A 15,978-nucleotide genomic window follows, 5' to 3' on the forward strand; every position below is an offset into this window, starting at 1 on the left:
AGCTGGCCGGCCTTCCGCCGATCCGTGATACCCGATCTGCGTCCCGTTTTTGGACACACGCAAGCGTGATCTATGCCTGCGTCATTCCGATCGGCCGGTATCGCGTGCGTTCCAAGCATCGGCGAGCCGCTCGCAGGCTCTCTTCCAGCGCCGGTCGAAGGTCCGCCGCCAGATGCCGAACTCGCGGCAATGATCCGAGATCGTGCCGCCGGGCACCTCCTTCAGCAGACGGAGCCGGCGGTGGCGCTTGATCCGCCGCCGCGCCTTCGCCCGGGCCCAGGTGAGCAGGGCGATGCGCTCCTCGCTGTCCACGCCCAGGACATCGGCCGAAAAGTTGACCCAGTCATAGGTTCCTGGCGCCGCGTTCAGACTGAGCGGCGTGCCAACCCCCGCCCGGGCCGAGAAGATCGGCGTGTCGGGCAGGGCCTGGAATGCCGCGACGAGCCAGCGCGACACATCCTTGCAGTCGACAGCCGGCGGGTCCGGGCCTTCGATCCGTAGCGGGTTCGCCATCAGCACCGGACGCGGGTTCTCCCTACCGACCGTGCTGCTGGATCTGGTTCAAGCTCTGGTAGACCGACGTCTGGAACGCCATAAGCGGCCCCTGGAACAGGTGCTCCACGCCCTTTACCAGCGCCTGCGCGACGCCGCGCCCGAGCACTTCGTGAACGACGGCGTCGATCTCCTCCCGACGGGCATCCATGTGCTCTCGGATCGCCGCATCCACGCGCTCCTGGACGAGGCCAGCGACATAGCCGGGAAGGAATGGGGGTTCGTAGCGCTGGACCGTCTCGGTGCCCCAGCGATCCTTGCCCATGACCGGCCGCTGCTTGAACAGGCTCTCCTCGACGGCGCGCTCGACGAGCCCGCGCAGGACGTCATCCGGCATCAAGTCGCCGATGGCACCGCGGATGCGCTCCGCCACCCGCTCTTGGAAGTCGCCCTGCGTCAGGGAAGTGGTCTCGGCCATGGTGTGCTCCTGGTTGAGCTGGGAATCGGTCAGGCCGCCGAGCGGCCGAACAGGTCGGCCGCCGGCGGATCGGTCCGCGCGGTCTCGGCCGGCATCGGAGGCACAGCGGCGCGCGCCTCTACGATCGCGAGGCACTCTCGGTCGGCGCACGACCACATGCCGTCGCTGCGATTCCGAAAGACGCCGAAGCCGAACGAGGCGCCAAACACGCCGCACGAGGCGCAGGTGTGCTCGCCCGGCGGCTCTCGCTGAGCCTCAGCCGCCTTCCGCGCGGCCTCGCGGTCGCGCAGCTCCGCTTTCCAGAGATCGGGGCGTCGGCTCACCGCGCGCCTCCCGTCAGGCCATGTCGCCGGTCGTAGTGGGCGATCAGCCGGCCGATGTCGGGCCCGTGGCCGGTGGCGCGGAGCCGGGCTAGGTCCTCGTCCAGCTTCGCCCGCTGCGCCTGCGCGATCTCGGCCGGCGTCTCGGCGCGGTGACGATTCGAATCCGCCTCGCGCATGCGCTGGAGATGCGCCTCGGCCGCCTTCGCAACCTCCGCGCGCTGCTCCGCCGTCGGCACGTCGTAGATCTCGGCCTCAAGCACGCGGCGGATGCGCAGGAGCTGCGTCCGGAGCGGGATCAGGCCCTCGCGCGCCTCGTCGGCGAACTCGGCCGGGGAGGGCCGCCAGCGCTTCACCCAGGGCCGCAGCGTCTCGCCCGACCGGAAGCGCTCTGCCGCCGCGTGAATCGCGGCCAGCGGAAGGGCCTTCAGCGCCGCCACGTACTCCGCGATCAGCACCTCGTTCTCGTCGTCGCCGCGCCCGCGCCCCTGCTCGAATCCGAGGAGAACCCGGGTCACGACCGTGTCGACGTGTCGGGGATCCGAGGGCGCCGTCAGCTCGGCGTTAAGCCGCGCGGCGACGTCGGAGAGCACTCGACGCTCGGCTGTCGTGGCCGCCCTGTCCCGCCGCACGCAGCAGCGGGTCGGAAGGACGGGATGCGCCTCCAGCCTGCCATGGAGTGCCGAGATCCTCTCCTCGACCTGGGCCGGCGTCGGGGTCGTTCGCGTCGATGGCAGGCGGTTCGACATCGTAGGCTCCCATCTGGGATGCGGCGTGCTGACGGATGAGGCGGGCCGCGAGGCCCGTAGGCGCTGGCTGGGCAGGGCGGCCGCGGTCCGGGCGCCGACCCATCGCTTCGCGGCGGGCCTGGAGGCGCCGGTCGACCCAGCTCGTGAAGTCGGCCAGCTCGCGGCCGTCGGCGTCCTCGATCAGGCCGAGCACCACCACCGCCTCGTCCTGGGCGATCGCCAGCCAGTGGCCGATCAGGGCCAGGGCGGACCGCTGGGACCGACCAGTGTTCGCGCAGATCAGCGCGGCACCCCGGGTCAGCAGATCCCGGCGGAAGGCTCGGGCCTGCTCGGCCGCGCCTGCGCCAGCTTGCCCGACATCGTCGGCCGACCCGTCAGGGTCGGAACCGGGGGTCGGGGAGGGGTTAAGGGGTGGGGGTGGAGGTGCAGGAGGAGGGGGCGGACCATTTGGGGAGGGGACGGGGGGTGAATTACCGTCGCGTGACTGTAACGTTACGGTAATGCCACCCTTCTTCGTGTCCCTGTGCTTGCGGACCCGCGCGGCCTGCTTGGCACGTCGCTCGGCATCCTTCGCGAGTTCAGCCTCCTTGGCTGCCTCGACGCATCGAACCGCGATCTCAATCACCTCGATGGTGGCGCCGGCGGCCCGGAGTTGGGCGATCAGTTCGGAGATGCTCATGCACCCCTCCACTCTTCAGGGGTGCGATCCTTCTTGGCCGTGTTGCAGGACTTGCAGGACACGACGAGGTTCGCGGCATCGGTCGCGCCGCCCCGGCTCCAGGGCAGCACATGGTCCAGTTGCGGGTAGGCGGTGACGCGCTGGCAGTAGCGGCACACCGGCCCGTCACGGGCGATCACCTCGGCTCGAAGCTCAGGCGAGATGTGGCGCCCGTCGAGCACCACCAGGTCGCCAGCCTTCTCGTCGGCCTCGATCACCACGAGCAGCATCTCGGCCGAGGCTCCGGCCGCCACGAGCGCGCGGAGGGCTTCTGAACGGATCGCCATCGCCTACTCCGCGGCCATGAGGAGGGGATCGGCGCCGGCTTCGTCGGTGAAGTCCTCCCAGGACATGCGGCTGAGCTGCGTCGGGCCGCGATGGGAGAGGTCCCAGACGAACCACGCGAAGGCCATGTTCGAGGAGGCCTTCGGGCCAACCCAGCCGTCGCGGTGCATCATCGGCAGGCGCTTGCGGAAGCAATGCACCCGGGCCAGCGTGCCGGTGTCGAGGATGGAGCCGCGTGAGATGCTCTCGTAGAACGAGAACCGCAGCAGCATCATCACGCGCGGGCAGAGCCGCACTGCCTGCTCCACGAAGGCGCGAGCGTCCTTGTAGGGCGGGTTCGTGACGATGCAGTCGATGCCGTCAGGGGCCGCGTCGACCTTCAGGAAGTCGACGTCCGAGACCTGCCCCTTCCAGCCATAGTCAACGAGGTCGGTGGCCAGCACGTCGTGCCCGGCCGCGTACAGCTCGCGCACGATGGCGCCGGGCCCGCAGGCTGGCTCCCAGATCCGTTGTGGCAGCCATTCGGTCCCGATCAGAGCCCGCACGGCGACGGCCGGCGTCTCGTAGAGGTCGTTCCCCCGCTCCGCGTGCGCGTGCGCCTTGTTCTCGCGATGGGTCACAGTGCGGACCTCCGCAGGCGCGAGGATTCGGCGCTGGCGCGCACGACGAGGGAGATGCTGCCGGAGAGCGCGCGGCCCGCGAGGATGGGGCGGTGCCATGTCATGCCACCGCCTCCAGCGGAGGGCGCACAGGGGCGATCGGCTCAAGAGCGGCGCCATCCGAGAGGCCGCGCACCGTGGCGGCGACCTCATCGTGCTCGGCGTGCCACTCCAGGAGCGCCCGCACCGCGTTCCGGTCGTTGTCGACGACGCCGTGCCGCTGGAGCAGGTCGGAGATCGCCTTCACCGAGTTGTCGAGGTCCATGCGGGACGAGCGCGGCACGGCCAGGAGCAGGACGTACGCGCCCGGCACCCGGCCCGGCCGCTGCGCCTGGAGGCGCCAGCCGGCGCCGTCGATCCACGCCCGATAGACGTCGGAGCGATGCGGCCCCTTGCCCCTGCCGTGCCGATAGAGGACGTTCACCGAGGGCGGGACCGGCAGGAGCACGGTCACGGAATCGACCACGCGGCGGCCGGGTGGCGCGAACACGGGGCCATGGGAGGCGATGGGGCGGCGCATGGCGATCATCGGCTCGACGCGATGGCGTCTTCGAGGTCGATCTGGCGAGCGGCAGAGCCGCCGCGGCGGTTGCGCTGCGCGTGCGCCTCGACGCCGAGCGAGGCCGATGCGCGGGCGAGGCCAGCGCCGGTAGTCTCGACCGGCTCGATGCCCGGCCCGGAGATTGTGATGCGGGCCTCCGCGAACTCGCGGCTCACCGCGGCGCGGCCGAGCGGCGTGTCGGCCAGCATGCCCAGGGCCTGCATGTAGAGCTCGAGGATTGCCTCCTGCTCCTGGCGCTCGGAGTGATCCTGCTTGCGGATGCGGAGGATGGTCCGCATCGCTTTCGTGTCGAAGCCGCGGCCCTTGGCTTCGGCGAACACCTCTTTGATGTCGCCGAGGATGCCGGCCTTCTCCTCCTCAAGCCGTTCGATCCGCTCGATGAACTGTCGAAGTTCATCCGCGGCGACGCCATCGGCGGCCGAGACTTGATCGGGGGAAGATCTTGTGGCCTTCATAGCTCAACCCGTCGCAGGGGATTTCATCGTCCGCCCGGTCTGTTCGCGCAGGCCGGGCGGTTCTCGTTTCAGGGGTGTGGGCGGTTGCCTGGCAGGCGCGGGTCGTGGCCGTGGCGGCGCGGCACACACGGCTCCTCGACCGGCTGAGACCAGTTGTTGAGCGGCGGGTGGAGCTGCTGCTGCGCGGGCGCCGGCGTCTTCTCGGCCAGCATCTCCGCCATCCGCTCAGCCCAGACGAGGAGCGTGAGCAGCCCGTTCCGCACCAGCACGTTCGCGGCGGTCGAGGGCACGTGCTTCTCGACGCCCTCGCGCAGGGTCGCGAAGTGCGTCGGCAGGGTGGTGACGAAGGCGCCGTCGGACATGGTCAGGCTCCGAACGACAGGGGCGCGCGGGCCAAGCCCAGGAAGTTCTCGCGGGTCAGGCCGAACACACGGCGGCGCGGCCGCTTGTTCTTCTGCTGCTCGGCCTGAGTGGCCCAGCGGACATTGCCCGGCGCATAGTCTCCGAACGTGTCCCTACGATCCACAGTGTGCTTCGGCGTCGGACGAGGACCGATCTCGGCCAAGAACTGCTCGAAGCTCGTGAACAGGCACCGGATGCCAGCACCGCCATAATTGGCGTACTTCTTCGCCGCCTTGTTCGTGCAACGGGCCTTCATTGTCATGAAAATCCCATACTCGGGCGTGCCGACCGCCCCGTGCGTACGGCGAGCGGTAATCCGGGACGCGGCAGCACACGCATCACATCCGACCGGCGCCGGTGTCCTCCGGAGATTGCCGCCGCGCCTCGCGCACTCGGCGCCGCAGTCGCAGCGACACCGCCAAGCGGCGGTTCCGCGGGAGGTGCGGACCGCCTCGATTGCCACGAGGCCGCCGAAGCGCAGACCGGCCATCTGTCGGAAGTCGCGACGGGCCTTCATCGACCGGCATCCGCCAGGGACTGCCGAAGTAGGTACCCTTCGAGCGGCCAGAGCTGCCGGAAGGCATTGTCGTAGGCGTAGCGCTCGCCGACCTGCTGGTCGTAGTTCTCCGGGGCGGCTGGCGCGCTGTGGCCCTCGACGAAGAAGCCGTTCCGCAGCGTGATGATGCAGATCGTCAGGTGCCGGACGCGGAAGTACTCGACATCGGCGATCTTGGCCTTGATCGACGCTTCGGTGACGCGAGGCGCCGTCTTCGTCTCGACGATCGCCTGCGTCTCGCCGAGCGACAGCGCCGGCTCACCGCGGGCGTCGGCTTGCTGCGAGACCGGCGCATAGCCCGCCTCGAACACGCTGCGCGGCGAGTGCGAGAGGTAGCCATCGCTCTGCCCGGGGACCGGGGCGTACCGGACGAGGTAATCGCCCTCTTGCGGTGCCCCACGTGAGGCGAAGCCGGCCGGCACATCGACAACAGCACCGCCCTTCAGCGCGATGCGCCCGGAACCATCCGACCGGAACTCGGCCGCGGCGATCGGATAGGCCTCGACCTGCTTGTGCGAGACGTGCGTGGGCGCGAACGGCGGCAGGGAGCTGCCGACGATAACGCCCTGATCCGACGGCACCACGTCGCTGCCGGAATCCTTCGATCCGCACTCCATCGTTCACTCCTCCTCGTTCGCGGCCCGCCACAGCGGCAGGTCGTTCAGTTCCACCGGAAGCGCTTGAACCGGCTGGCGAAGCGGACGCGCCACGCGCGCAGCTGCGCCTTCAGCCGGGCGGTCTGCCGCACGAAGAAGAGCTTCACCCGCGCGCACAGCAGGGTGCGCAGGGCCAGCGATGGCGGCGGTGACCTGGACGTCATGGGCGAGCCTCCTGAGTTGCCGCTCGCATTCGGCGGCGTGGGCGGCCTCGATCCGCGCCAGGATGTGCGAGGCGATTTCCTTGGGCGGCCGGTACCGGAGCGCCCACAGCTTCCCGAAGGGGATGGCGGCGCGCGTCGCGATCCGGCGCATGGCGTTGGCCGTGTCGCCTGGTCCGCGGATCTCGAGGCGCAACAGCTCGTCGAAGGCGCTACGCGCCCGGATCACGTCAGCGTCTGGCATTTGAGCTTTCCGCAAAAACCTTTTGCACATCAGCAAATCCGTCCGTGGTTACTTGTGACCACGGATGGAGAGGGCCGACATGCAGAGGGAGTTCTTGAGGGTACGCACGACACACAGCGCGACCGCTGGCTTGGCGGCAGGGACGGGCGCGCAGGAGAAGGGACGACCCGGCCGAGGGTCCGAGTTTGCGATGGTCTCGGCCGGGTCGCTCGCTGGCGGGAGGCGTGAACCTGCGACCGCTGCGATGGGAGGAAGCTGTGCACAGCCGTGCGACAGCCAGTAAAGACGATGTCATGGCCCGTGCGTTACAGTTCTCGCGGACGAGAACGGCAGAACCGGCGATGTGCACGGGCAGCGACATTTCAGGCCGCCTTCCGGAAGAAGCGGCCAACCGCGCGAACGACGCACTTCAGTGTGCCGGCATCGTTCGTCGCGGGCCGAGGCTGCTCCGGCTCGCGAATGACAACCGCAAGGGGGAGCAGCAGCACGTCGCCGCCGGCGGCGCGGTGCGCAAGGTAGGCCTGCAGGTCCGCATCCGCCGCTTGGCGATCCAGCTCCTGCGCCGCTTCGTGCATCCCGAGCGCCAGCAGCGCGATGTCCGCGCTCCGGCCCGTCGCCGCTTCCTCGGGACGGCGGCGCTGGATCTGCTCCACCTCAAGGAATAGCCCCGAGGCGCCGAAGCGGAGGATCCGCGCGAGTTGCATCAGGCGATCGGCGGCGGTGAGGGCTTGCGGCATGGCAGTCGTCCGGAGGGAGACCGCCACCGAGGCCGCGGCCTCGACGCTGGCGACGGCAGGGGCACGCGGCGAAAGGCGAGGGGCGGCGCTCACTGGAGCGCTCCGCCGCAGACGATCAGCCCGGCGCCGACAACGAGGCCGACGTGGCTCGCGCGGCGAACCAGCGCGTCAGACGGACCACCCGAGATCAGGGCGCGCCCAGCGGTGCAGCTCAGGACGCACCACGAGCCGAGGAGGAGAGATGCGAGCCCCATCAGCGCCGGCCCTCCGCATCGGGGAGCAGACGCGCGTCCTCGGTCGCCTCATCAGCCGAGCAGAGGGTGCCGTTCACGATGCGGCCGTCCTCGGTCACGGCCCGGTACCGCACGGCGAAGGGCTCGCCCCACGCGCAGGGCCGACCGGTCAGCGGCGCCCGCGAGAGCGCGATCCCGTGAAAGCCGAGTTCGGTCAGGGTCGCCCGGGCGGCGATCGGGTCAGCCTCGCAGCCGGCCAGGACGAGCGTCGCGGCGAGGAGGAAGGCGCGGCGCATTACGCCGCCGCCCCCTCAATAGGCGCGCCGTTCTCACCGGGGATCCGGAAGAACTCGGGGCAGAGAAGGCGCCGGCTGATGCCGCATGCCTTCTCGATCCGCACGGCGAGGTTCGGCGAGCACCGCCCAACCTGCTTTGCCTTGTTGATGGCCGCCTGAGAGACCCCGCAGGCCTTGGCCAGCCTGGCTTCCGATCCACGGTCGCGGATCGCGGCTTCGATGAGAGGGCGAACGTCCGTCATGGCCGAGAATATGATCGGTTCGGTTGTTGGTTGTCAACAACCAGAATTCCCGAGCAGTTCCACAACCGAGGTTGTAGGATTCCACACGATGAGCTGGCACGAAGAGATCCGCGAGGCGCGCATCCGAAAGGGCTTGGGCCAGAAGGCCTTGGCCAAGCTCATCGACGTGTCTCAGGCCACCATCGCGAAGATCGAGGTCGGCCAGGTCCGCAGCACCGAGCACCTAGCGAAGCTCTGCGAGGCGCTGGACATCGACCCGTCCACGATGCCGGAGGAGGCGTTCGGCCGGTCGCGGCCGCCGCAGCGCCCAGCGCCGGCGAGCGCCGCGCCTGTCCCTGAATATGCGCGTGATCCGGCCTACTGGGCGGCGGCTGCCGGCCTTGTCGGCGACGTGCCGCTCTACGCGGCGGCGGAAGGCGGAGCCGGCGCGCTCATCATCGAGCGCGAGCCGATCGGTAGCGCCAAGCGGCCGCCGATCTTGCAAGGCGTGAAAGACGGCTACGCCATCTATCTAGTTGGTGAGTCCATGGTGCCGGAATTCGAGCCGGGCGATACGCTTTTCGTCAATCCACGGCTGCCAGTTCTGGCGAACACGTCTTGCGTTTTCTACAGCTCGAAAGCCGATGAGCCTCGCGCTATGGTAAAGCGCTATCTCGGCGCCTCTGATAGCGAGTGGCACGTACGGCAGTACTCACCGTCGAAAGATTTCGGTCTCGACCGCGAGGAATGGTCGACCCGCCACCGGATCGTATCGAAGAACTTCCGGTAGCCCTCAGAACGGCAGGTCCTCCTCGTTCGCCTCGCCGAGGCTCCGGACGACACGCGGCTCGTCGAACTCGCCTGTCTCGGGATTGCCTGTCCGAGCGAAGACCATCACGGAAGCTTTCCGCGGCGCGATGCGCTCAGCCATTCGAACCGCCGCGGCCTCGGTCCTCGCCTCCTGAGGAGGATCCATCCGGACGCCCTGTTGGTCCCGAGTGAAGCTCTGCACCACGTAAAACGTTCTCTCGACGCTACTTTGCGACTTCATCAGGTGCTCCCGGGACGTAACGCCCGGTCCAGATGTTCCTCGTTCGTTCTACCGTAAGTCAACTGCGGTTGTAGAGTGCGACCTGTGGACAACCACCGAACACCGGCTGCGGTAATTCGGTAGTTGACAACCAACAACCACGGTTATACCGTCCCTCCATCGCCTCCCTACGAGCCGATGGAGCCGCAGATGCTCACCGCCCTCGAAATCTACCTCTCGACCGCGCCGCTCCCCGAGGTGCTGACCTACGTCGGCCTCGGCATTCTGACGGTCGGCCTCGGCCCGTTCGCGCCGGCGTTCATCGCCCAGCACGTGGCCGCTGTCCGGGGCGCCCGCTGATGGGCGGCCGCATCGTCAGCGACGCCGACCGTCGCATCGCCGAGCGCGTGAAAGCCGCTCGCCTCTCGGCCGGCGTCAGCCAGACCCAGCTCGCGACCGCTCTCGGGATCAGCTTCCAGCAGATCCAGAAGTACGAGGCCGGCGCGAACCGCTGGTCGGGCGGCATGCTCCAGGGCGCCGCGCTTCGGATCGGCGTGCCGGTCGCCGGCTTCTTCGACGACGCGTCTGAGGCGGCCTGACCATGGCGCGTCTCGACCTCCCCGCCGGCTACCGGATCACCGGCTCCTCCGCCGGCTACGCCCTGCGCGGCCCCTACGGGCCCCTCGGCGACGACTTCGACTGCTGGGCCGAGGCCTGTTTCGCCGCCCAGGACCACGCCGATTCCCTCGCGCTGGAAGCCGCCGACGAGATGGCCGCCATCGCGGACTTCGAGGCCGATCAACTCCGCGAGGCAGCATGAACGCCTTCCGTGAAGCGCACCGGCACGCCCTGCCGGCCGAGAGCCTCGACGCGCTGGAGCCCGTCGCCTTCCCGAGCGGCGTCGCCCTGGCCGACGCTGTCGCCAGCTTCCTCCGCGCCTTCGACCACGGCCACCTCGGCTCGTTCGGGCGCTGCGGGGGCGAGGACAGCGCCTGGATCGCCGACATGCGCGAGCAGCTCGCCGCCTTCCGTGCGGACCGCGCCCTCGTCAGCAACCTGCAGGATGGAGGCGTCCGGTGAGCGCGACCCAGCCTCTGACCTTCAACCAGGAGGTCTTCATCGCGGCGGTGGACGAGCGGGCCGCGCTGCTCGGCCTGCCGACCTACAGCGAGATCGCCCACGCGCTCCCGCGGCACGTTGCGGCCCACGGGATGGCCGAGCGCAACAGCGCCGACCTCTACGCGATCCTGCGCACCCTCGAGGGCCAGGTCGGCGAGTTGCAGGTCCTCCTCGCCCGGACCGGCCTCGACCAGCCGCGCGCCGTCGTCGAGCTCATCCTGGAGGAGGCGCTGGAGAAGGCCACGGCCGCCAGCATGGCCGCCGGCATCGCGCTCTTCACCGCCGAGACCCGCGTCGACCTCGACGGGCGCGACGACGTCACCGTGCTCGCCGACGCCCGCACGCGGCTCCGAGCCGCCGGGAGGCGCGGATGAGCTTCGAGAAGCGGCTCCTCGACCTCTGCCTCGAAGAGATCCGGCAGACGCGCGGGTTCGAGGCCTGCGCCGACCTCACGCACATCGTCGCGTCGGCGCTCGCCGCGACGATCGCCGCCACGACCCAGGGCGATCCCACCGCCTCGACGCTGCTCGCAAGCGTCATCGCCGAGGAGCTCCCGGAGATGGTTGCGAAGCGCGCCGCCGTGTTCCGCCGCCCCGATCAGGGGAGGGCGCAATGACCCTCCCGCCCTTCACCCAAACCGAGGCCGTGATGACCCGCTCCGTGCTCCCCTTCGAGATGCCCGAGCCACGCGCCGTCACGCCCGCCCAGCGCGCGACCTTCCTCGGCATCCGGGCGCCGGTCCGTGTCTGCGAGAGCACCCTGCGCGGCCTCGCCGACGCCGACGGGACGGTGTTCGCGCTGATCCTGTCGACCGGCTCGCCGGGCATGGACCGCGAGCGGGCCGAGATGCTCGCCGCCGCCATCAACGCTGGGCTCGGCGTCGCCGGCCTGCCCATCACCGCAGAGGCGTGACGATGGCGCTGCTCGCCCCCGACGCACCCGCGCGCCCGTCCACGGTGCGCATCCACGCCGGCCTCTATCAGGGCACCGAGGAATGGGCTGCGGCCCGCTGCGGGATGCTCACCGCCAGCGAGATGTCGCTGATCCTCACGCCGACCCTCAAGGTGGCGCGGAACGAGAAGGAGCGCTCGCACCTGTACGAGCTGCTCGCCCAGCGCATCACGAAGTTCGTCGAGCCCCGGTACGTCAGCGACGACATGCTGCGCGGCCGGGACGACGAGGTCGAGGCGCTCACCCTCTACGCGAAGCACTACGCCGAGACCGAGACCGTCGGCTTAATCACCAACAACCGGTGGGGCTTCACACTCGGCTACTCGCCCGACGCGCTGGTCGGCAGCGACGGCCTCGTGGAGTGCAAGTCGCGTCGGCAGAAGTACCAGATCGAGACGTGGCTGGTGCACGTGCCCGAGGGCACGATCCCGGCCGAATACGCCCTCCAGATCCAGACCGGTCTCCTCGTCTCCGAGCGGCTCTGGTGTGACCTCGTCTCGTACTCCGGCGGCCTGCCGCTCGCGGTGATCCGCGCCTACCCGGACGAGAAGATCCAGCAGGCGATCGTCGACGCCGCCGGCGACTTCGAACAGCGGCTCCGCGACGCGATGAGCCGCTACCGCGACGCCGTCTCGTGGGCCGGCGGCATCCCGACCCAGCGTGTCGACAGGGAGATGATCTGATGAACGATCTCTCGCAGACCATCGCGCCGCGCAGCGACCAGCTCAACGCCGACGACCTGATCGGAGGCCCGCGCACCATCAAGGTTCGGCAGGTCTCCATCTCCAAGGGGGCGGATCAGCCCGCGTCCATCTTCTTCGAGGGCGACGACGGCAAGCCGTACAAGCCAGGCCTCTCCATGCGGCGCGTGCTCGTGAAAGTGTGGGGCAACGACACCACCCGCTACGTCGGACGACGGATGACGCTCTACCGGGACGACAAGGTCCGGTTTGGCGGTGTGGACGTCGGCGGCATCCGCATCAGCCACATGTCCGACATCGACGGCGTCGTCACGATGGCGCTCACGGACAAGAAGGGCAGCCGCAAGCCCTTCACGGTGAAGCCGCTGGCCGAGGAGCGCAGGCCGGCGCCGGAGAAGCTGAAAGGCGAAGTTGCGCCTGCTGGCGAGGAGCAGGGGGCCACGCGCCAGCCGGGCCCGCGCGAGCGTATGTTCGCCGCGGCCAGGGTCGAGGCCGCCAAGGGTAGCGATGCGCTGCGGGCGTTCCGCGACGGGCTTCCCGAGCGGGCTGATCGCGTCCTCGACGAGATCGGCGCCGAGCTGGAGCGGATCGCAGCCGGCGCGGACGTCGCCGACGACGATGGCTTCCCCGGCTTCGCGCCGCCGGCCGAGGAGGCCGCCTGATGTCCTGGCCCAGCCTCTTCATCGGGATCGTCATCAGCCTCGCCCTGGCCGGCGCCGTCTGGGCGCTCGTGTCCTCGCACCGCGCCCTCAAGGCCGAAGACGCCGCGCGCGCTGCGCCCGCCGATCAGCCCGAGAGGGACATCTGACCATGTGCAACGCGTGCGGGAACTACTGCTGCGGCAGCGACGTGTTCGACCGGTGCGGCTGCGACGGCTGCCGCGAGCCGGACTGCTGGAGTGACGAGGCCGACGACATCGACTTCGGCGACGACATGGGCGGCCCCGATCCGGACGACGGTGGCGTGCTGATGCCGCTGGCCGCGTGCGGTTGCGCGGCGGTGGCACGATTCATGTGCGAGGCGGTGGGTGAGCCTATCTCAGGCCGCGCGAGCGTCCTGCGCCACCTGGAGATCGAGCCAAAGGTCCAAGCCAAGCGGGCCCTGCTTGCGCAGAGCGACACGGGCGCGCCAGACCTCGCCATCACGCATGAAGGTCAGGTGCTCTGGGATGCCGCCGGCGGTGACCACGCGCACGTGGGCGGTCGCTTCGCTGGACGACAGCATCGTGCACGGCACGTCGAAGCTGCCGAGGCGGATCGTGGCCGTCGGGTGCGTGGACGCGTGAGTGAAGTGCTTGTTGGCCATGCTGAGCGTGTCCTCCAGGTGGAAGCGCCCAGGGTAGGGACCGCTTGGTTACCTGTCTGTTGCAGCGCAGCAACGACCGAAGCGGTTGCGGTGGCGAGATCATGACCGCGCTCCGCTGCCCCCGCTGCCCCCGCACGCTCGCCAGCACTGGGTTGCTGTTCTCGCACCTGAAGGCGAAGCACGGGCTCGAGGCCGCCCGCTTCTGCGTGTCGGATCACCCGGTCTTCGTCCGCGAGGCTGAGCGCCGCGCGCGGCGCCAAGGCCGCGACCCCGAGCCCAGCATGGCCGACCTCGTGATTGAGGCCACGCTCAACCGAGCCATGGGCCTGCCTGTCGATCGCGACATTGCGGAGATGTTCGATGTCTGAGGGCCTGAACGCGCCGGTCTTGCGCGTCCTCTCGCTCGGCGCCGGCGTCCAGTCGACGACGCTCGCGCTCATGGCAGCGCATGGCGAGATCGGCCCGATGCCGGACTGCGCCATCTTCGCCGACACGGGCGATGAGCCGGCCGCCGTCTACGAGCACCTGCACTGGCTCGCATCGGGCAACGTGCTGCCCTTCCCGGTGCACATCGTCTCCGCTGACAAGCTCAGCGAGCGCCTCCAGGCCGGCGAAGACCTCGCCCGGATCCCGTGCCACGTCGGTGCAGGCGGCATGTCGGGTCGCCAGTGCACCCGGAACTACAAGCTTCGCCCGATCCGGCGCGAGGTGCGGCGTCTGCTGGATGTCGGTCCGCGCGGCTACATCGCGCCCGGCGCGGTAGAGATGCGGGTCGGCATTTCGACCGACGAGGCGATACGGATGAAGCCGTCCGGCGCCGCATTCCTGACGAACCGGCACCCGCTGATCGAGCGCTTCATCTCGCGCGAGGACTGCAAGCGCTGGCTCGCCACGCACGGTTATCCGCTGCCGCCGCAGTCCCGCTGCATCTACTGCCCCTTCCAGAGCAATGCGGGCTGGCGCGGCATCCAGGCCGTTCCGGCGGAGTGGTCGTTCGTCGTGGACCTCGACAGGTGGCTGCGCGAGCCTGCCCAAGTCGCCCGCTTCCATGGTGAGCTGTTCCTGCACAAGAGCAAGCGGCAGCTGGAGATCGCTGACCGGTCCGAGCCGGCCCTGCCGCTGTTCGGCGGCGAGTTCGCGCACGAGTGCGAGGGGATGTGCGGTGTCTAGAACCGAAAGACCACGGGCCCTGTTTCCATATCGTGAATATTCAGGAAATGAGCGCCCCATTGAGCTTGATTGCAAGCTGATGATTGGCCCTTCTAGCCTCAAGAAGTGCTTTGCCAAGTGCAACTACGTGCCGACTGAATTCATTTCTGCGCTCCGCCCATTGGTCACCGAGAAGCCCAACAATCTCACTCTGCTTAGCATTGGCGATATATGGATATCCAGGGCTTGCAGCCCTGCTACTATCTCTAATAAAACTGACAGCAAGAAGATTCATGTCCCTGAGCGAAGCAACAACGGGACTGACATAGCCGACCAGTTCGGGCCCCCCGAAATATTTCCCCTCAAAATCGGAGATTTCTCCAATAATCTCGCCAAGCGCACCTATCTGATCCCTTATTTGGTTGTGGACCTCCGAAAAAATATTACGATCCCCGCCGCGATAGGCGGCAAGTTTCCATTCAATCTCCAGCGCGACCCTATTAGTATCAGCAAGGCGAGTGTGCACGGGATCGAACGAAACAATTTCCTGAGATCTCCTCACGATCAAGTCGTAGACTTGCACAGATCGTGCTTTTTCCATCTCCATGCGGCTTTCATTCATGCTTCTGAGCTGGAGGCCGTAGATAATGGCAGTGACGACTGCCGCTACCACGGCCAGCATTGTTTGATAGCGGTTGAGCCAAAAATCGAGACATCCCAGCTGAACAGAGCCGGCCTTATTATCGAAACCTGTTTCTCTACATATCTCAGCCATGGAGGCGCCGGTCGCCGTAATTGCAGCTATTGCAACTCCGATAATAAATATGAGTATTGGCGGATTTTTCTTCAAATAATCAACGATCGATCTCACCCAAGCTCTCCCACGGGCCTGCATTTTTTCAGACTGAATATGTTTCGATCGGGATCTAAATTTTTGCTTCAGGATACACCGTTGTTGTCGAGTGAGAGCCCGACAAGGCATCAGTTAGGCCGCTCGCCTGAGAGGCAATTTATGCGCCGTCAGGCGTTTGCTGGCTTTGCCGACTGCTTGCGGGGTAAAGCGCTCGGGGTTTTCGAGAATAAGGTACTCGAACAAATAGTCCGACAGGCCGGCGTCAACGAGTCTATGGAAGCCTCCAGAAGGTTGGCTAGATGCAGCGAGATCATTGAGCGTCTGCACGACACCTACTCGTTTCACTTTCTCTCGAGTGCGGGATGCACGCGACGTACGCCCATTCTCTTTTGTCAACAGTTCCTCAAAAACGGAGATGATCTCCCAAAAGCGTCTTTCGATCGGATCGGCAAATTGTCGTCCTTCGAGCTCGGAGATCCGACGGATGCAGGCCGTGACCAGATCCTGAACCTTCAGGCGCTCAGCGCTGGCCATCAACGCCCGCACCTTGTTCAGATCGTCGAGGTTTTGAGGATCGACGGGCCAAGCCATTTGCTGCTTCTCCAAAGTACGCTGGAGGATGCGCAGCAGGTCGTTACTCTAAGGT

General features: G+C 67.9%; 31 protein-coding genes and 1 pseudogene. 13 read left to right on the forward strand and 19 right to left on the reverse strand.

Features of this window, described 5'->3' with window-relative positions:
• Positions 1-81: 81 nt before the first annotated feature.
• From BM396_RS01890 to BM396_RS01960, 16 genes and pseudogenes are all read right to left on the reverse strand, one after another.
• On the reverse strand, positions 82-513 hold the full coding sequence (locus BM396_RS01890) for a hypothetical protein (RefSeq protein ID WP_043387904.1): 432 nt from the start codon (positions 511-513) through the stop codon (positions 82-84).
• Positions 514-535: 22 nt separating this feature from the next.
• Entirely contained in the window at positions 536-970 is a 435-nt protein-coding gene (locus tag BM396_RS01895; RefSeq protein ID WP_043387880.1) for a hypothetical protein, read from the reverse strand.
• A gap of 29 nt (positions 971-999) precedes the next feature.
• On the reverse strand, positions 1,000-1,293 hold the full coding sequence (locus BM396_RS01900) for a hypothetical protein (RefSeq protein ID WP_043387878.1): 294 nt from the start codon (positions 1,291-1,293) through the stop codon (positions 1,000-1,002).
• Positions 1,290-1,808 (reverse strand): hypothetical protein, encoded by a 519-nt coding sequence (locus tag BM396_RS01905; RefSeq protein ID WP_244538788.1) that lies wholly within the window; start codon positions 1,806-1,808, stop codon positions 1,290-1,292. Before BM396_RS01905 ends, BM396_RS01900 begins: the two co-directional genes overlap by 4 nt.
• Before the next feature lie 46 nt (positions 1,809-1,854).
• Positions 1,855-2,718 carry a hypothetical protein gene (locus BM396_RS32050; protein WP_139239440.1) on the reverse strand — a complete coding sequence of 288 codons (864 nt, stop codon included), beginning with the start codon at positions 2,716-2,718 and terminating at the stop codon, positions 1,855-1,857.
• Positions 2,715-3,044 (reverse strand): HNH endonuclease, encoded by a 330-nt coding sequence (locus tag BM396_RS01915; RefSeq protein WP_091994660.1) that lies wholly within the window; start codon positions 3,042-3,044, stop codon positions 2,715-2,717. Before BM396_RS01915 ends, BM396_RS32050 begins: the two co-directional genes overlap by 4 nt.
• 3 nt (positions 3,045-3,047) lie before the next feature.
• Entirely contained in the window at positions 3,048-3,662 is a 615-nt protein-coding gene (locus BM396_RS01920) for a TRM11 family methyltransferase (protein WP_091994663.1), read from the reverse strand.
• Between the two features lie 100 nt (positions 3,663-3,762).
• Positions 3,763-4,221, reverse strand: coding sequence for a RusA family crossover junction endodeoxyribonuclease (locus BM396_RS01925; RefSeq protein ID WP_244538789.1), 459 nt, complete (start codon positions 4,219-4,221; stop codon positions 3,763-3,765).
• 227 nt (positions 4,222-4,448) lie between these two features.
• Positions 4,449-4,718: pseudogene (locus BM396_RS01930) on the reverse strand (DUF2312 domain-containing protein); the annotation flags it as partial.
• A gap of 68 nt (positions 4,719-4,786) precedes the next feature.
• A complete protein-coding gene (locus tag BM396_RS01935; protein ID WP_043383566.1) occupies positions 4,787-5,080 on the reverse strand; it encodes a hypothetical protein in 294 nt (97 codons plus the stop codon).
• Positions 5,081-5,082: 2 nt separating this feature from the next.
• The gene (locus BM396_RS01940; RefSeq protein ID WP_139239441.1) at positions 5,083-5,382 is read right to left on the reverse strand and encodes a hypothetical protein; all 300 of its coding nucleotides are present in this window, start codon (positions 5,380-5,382) and stop codon (positions 5,083-5,085) included.
• A gap of 251 nt (positions 5,383-5,633) precedes the next feature.
• A complete protein-coding gene (locus tag BM396_RS01945) occupies positions 5,634-6,293 on the reverse strand; it encodes a Gp49 family protein (RefSeq protein WP_081948683.1) in 660 nt (219 codons plus the stop codon).
• A 3-nt stretch (positions 6,294-6,296) separates the two neighbouring features.
• Positions 6,297-6,737 carry a hypothetical protein gene (locus tag BM396_RS01950; RefSeq protein WP_051976100.1) on the reverse strand — a complete coding sequence of 147 codons (441 nt, stop codon included), beginning with the start codon at positions 6,735-6,737 and terminating at the stop codon, positions 6,297-6,299.
• Positions 6,738-7,099: 362 nt separating this feature from the next.
• Positions 7,100-7,474, reverse strand: a complete 375-nt coding sequence (locus BM396_RS01955; protein ID WP_139239442.1) for a hypothetical protein — start codon at positions 7,472-7,474, stop codon at positions 7,100-7,102.
• A gap of 89 nt (positions 7,475-7,563) precedes the next feature.
• On the reverse strand, positions 7,564-7,728 hold the full coding sequence (locus tag BM396_RS32575) for a hypothetical protein (protein WP_158713285.1): 165 nt from the start codon (positions 7,726-7,728) through the stop codon (positions 7,564-7,566).
• Complete coding sequence (locus BM396_RS01960; RefSeq protein ID WP_043383571.1) at positions 7,728-8,003, reverse strand: hypothetical protein; 276 nt, start codon at positions 8,001-8,003, stop codon at positions 7,728-7,730. The genes BM396_RS32575 and BM396_RS01960 overlap by 1 nt, the downstream gene beginning before the upstream one ends.
• Before the next feature lie 330 nt (positions 8,004-8,333).
• Here BM396_RS01960 and BM396_RS01970 point away from each other — a divergent pair, with 330 nt between their 5' ends.
• The 11 genes from BM396_RS01970 (at position 8,334) to BM396_RS32585 (ending at position 12,833) form a co-directional block, all read left to right on the forward strand.
• Positions 8,334-9,014, forward strand: coding sequence for a helix-turn-helix domain-containing protein (locus BM396_RS01970; RefSeq protein ID WP_043383577.1), 681 nt, complete (start codon positions 8,334-8,336; stop codon positions 9,012-9,014).
• Positions 9,015-9,464: 450 nt separating this feature from the next.
• A complete protein-coding gene (locus BM396_RS32580) occupies positions 9,465-9,614 on the forward strand; it encodes a hypothetical protein (RefSeq protein ID WP_158713286.1) in 150 nt (49 codons plus the stop codon).
• The gene (locus BM396_RS01980; protein ID WP_043383741.1) at positions 9,614-9,853 is read left to right on the forward strand and encodes a helix-turn-helix domain-containing protein; all 240 of its coding nucleotides are present in this window, start codon (positions 9,614-9,616) and stop codon (positions 9,851-9,853) included. The genes BM396_RS32580 and BM396_RS01980 overlap by 1 nt, the downstream gene beginning before the upstream one ends.
• A gap of 2 nt (positions 9,854-9,855) precedes the next feature.
• Positions 9,856-10,074 (forward strand): hypothetical protein, encoded by a 219-nt coding sequence (locus BM396_RS01985; RefSeq protein WP_043383583.1) that lies wholly within the window; start codon positions 9,856-9,858, stop codon positions 10,072-10,074.
• On the forward strand, positions 10,071-10,334 hold the full coding sequence (locus BM396_RS01990; protein ID WP_043383585.1) for a hypothetical protein: 264 nt from the start codon (positions 10,071-10,073) through the stop codon (positions 10,332-10,334). The genes BM396_RS01985 and BM396_RS01990 overlap by 4 nt, the downstream gene beginning before the upstream one ends.
• Entirely contained in the window at positions 10,331-10,747 is a 417-nt protein-coding gene (locus tag BM396_RS01995) for a hypothetical protein (protein WP_043383588.1), read from the forward strand. Before BM396_RS01990 ends, BM396_RS01995 begins: the two co-directional genes overlap by 4 nt.
• A complete protein-coding gene (locus BM396_RS02000) occupies positions 10,744-10,989 on the forward strand; it encodes a hypothetical protein (RefSeq protein ID WP_043383591.1) in 246 nt (81 codons plus the stop codon). Before BM396_RS01995 ends, BM396_RS02000 begins: the two co-directional genes overlap by 4 nt.
• Positions 10,986-11,285, forward strand: coding sequence for a hypothetical protein (locus tag BM396_RS02005; RefSeq protein ID WP_043383593.1), 300 nt, complete (start codon positions 10,986-10,988; stop codon positions 11,283-11,285). Before BM396_RS02000 ends, BM396_RS02005 begins: the two co-directional genes overlap by 4 nt.
• Positions 11,286-11,287: 2 nt before the next feature.
• The gene (locus tag BM396_RS02010) at positions 11,288-12,007 is read left to right on the forward strand and encodes a YqaJ viral recombinase family protein (protein ID WP_043383596.1); all 720 of its coding nucleotides are present in this window, start codon (positions 11,288-11,290) and stop codon (positions 12,005-12,007) included.
• On the forward strand, positions 12,007-12,687 hold the full coding sequence (locus tag BM396_RS02015; protein ID WP_043383598.1) for a hypothetical protein: 681 nt from the start codon (positions 12,007-12,009) through the stop codon (positions 12,685-12,687). Before BM396_RS02010 ends, BM396_RS02015 begins: the two co-directional genes overlap by 1 nt.
• Positions 12,687-12,833, forward strand: coding sequence for a hypothetical protein (locus tag BM396_RS32585; RefSeq protein ID WP_158713287.1), 147 nt, complete (start codon positions 12,687-12,689; stop codon positions 12,831-12,833). Before BM396_RS02015 ends, BM396_RS32585 begins: the two co-directional genes overlap by 1 nt.
• A gap of 230 nt (positions 12,834-13,063) precedes the next feature.
• On the opposite strand, the gene BM396_RS02020 is transcribed toward BM396_RS32585, so the two are convergent.
• Complete coding sequence (locus tag BM396_RS02020) at positions 13,064-13,330, reverse strand: hypothetical protein (protein ID WP_043383600.1); 267 nt, start codon at positions 13,328-13,330, stop codon at positions 13,064-13,066.
• Positions 13,331-13,431: 101 nt separating this feature from the next.
• On the opposite strand from BM396_RS02020, the gene BM396_RS02025 reads away from it, so the two are divergent.
• Together BM396_RS02025 and BM396_RS02030 are read left to right on the forward strand one after the other, a co-directional pair.
• Positions 13,432-13,698, forward strand: a complete 267-nt coding sequence (locus BM396_RS02025; protein WP_043383602.1) for a hypothetical protein — start codon at positions 13,432-13,434, stop codon at positions 13,696-13,698.
• Positions 13,691-14,500, forward strand: coding sequence for an adenine nucleotide alpha hydrolase family protein (locus BM396_RS02030; protein WP_043383605.1), 810 nt, complete (start codon positions 13,691-13,693; stop codon positions 14,498-14,500). The genes BM396_RS02025 and BM396_RS02030 overlap by 8 nt, the downstream gene beginning before the upstream one ends.
• A 40-nt stretch (positions 14,501-14,540) precedes the next feature.
• On the opposite strand, the gene BM396_RS32055 is transcribed toward BM396_RS02030, so the two are convergent.
• Together BM396_RS32055 and BM396_RS32060 are read right to left on the reverse strand one after the other, a co-directional pair.
• Positions 14,541-15,350, reverse strand: coding sequence for a hypothetical protein (locus BM396_RS32055; protein ID WP_139239443.1), 810 nt, complete (start codon positions 15,348-15,350; stop codon positions 14,541-14,543).
• Between the two features lie 114 nt (positions 15,351-15,464).
• A complete protein-coding gene (locus BM396_RS32060; protein ID WP_139239444.1) occupies positions 15,465-15,923 on the reverse strand; it encodes a hypothetical protein in 459 nt (152 codons plus the stop codon).
• Between the last annotated feature and the right edge of the window lie 55 nt (positions 15,924-15,978).

The sequence above is a fragment of the Methylobacterium sp. UNCCL125 genome (assembly GCF_900116795.1).
Classification (GTDB): domain Bacteria; phylum Pseudomonadota; class Alphaproteobacteria; order Rhizobiales; family Beijerinckiaceae; genus Methylobacterium; species Methylobacterium fujisawaense.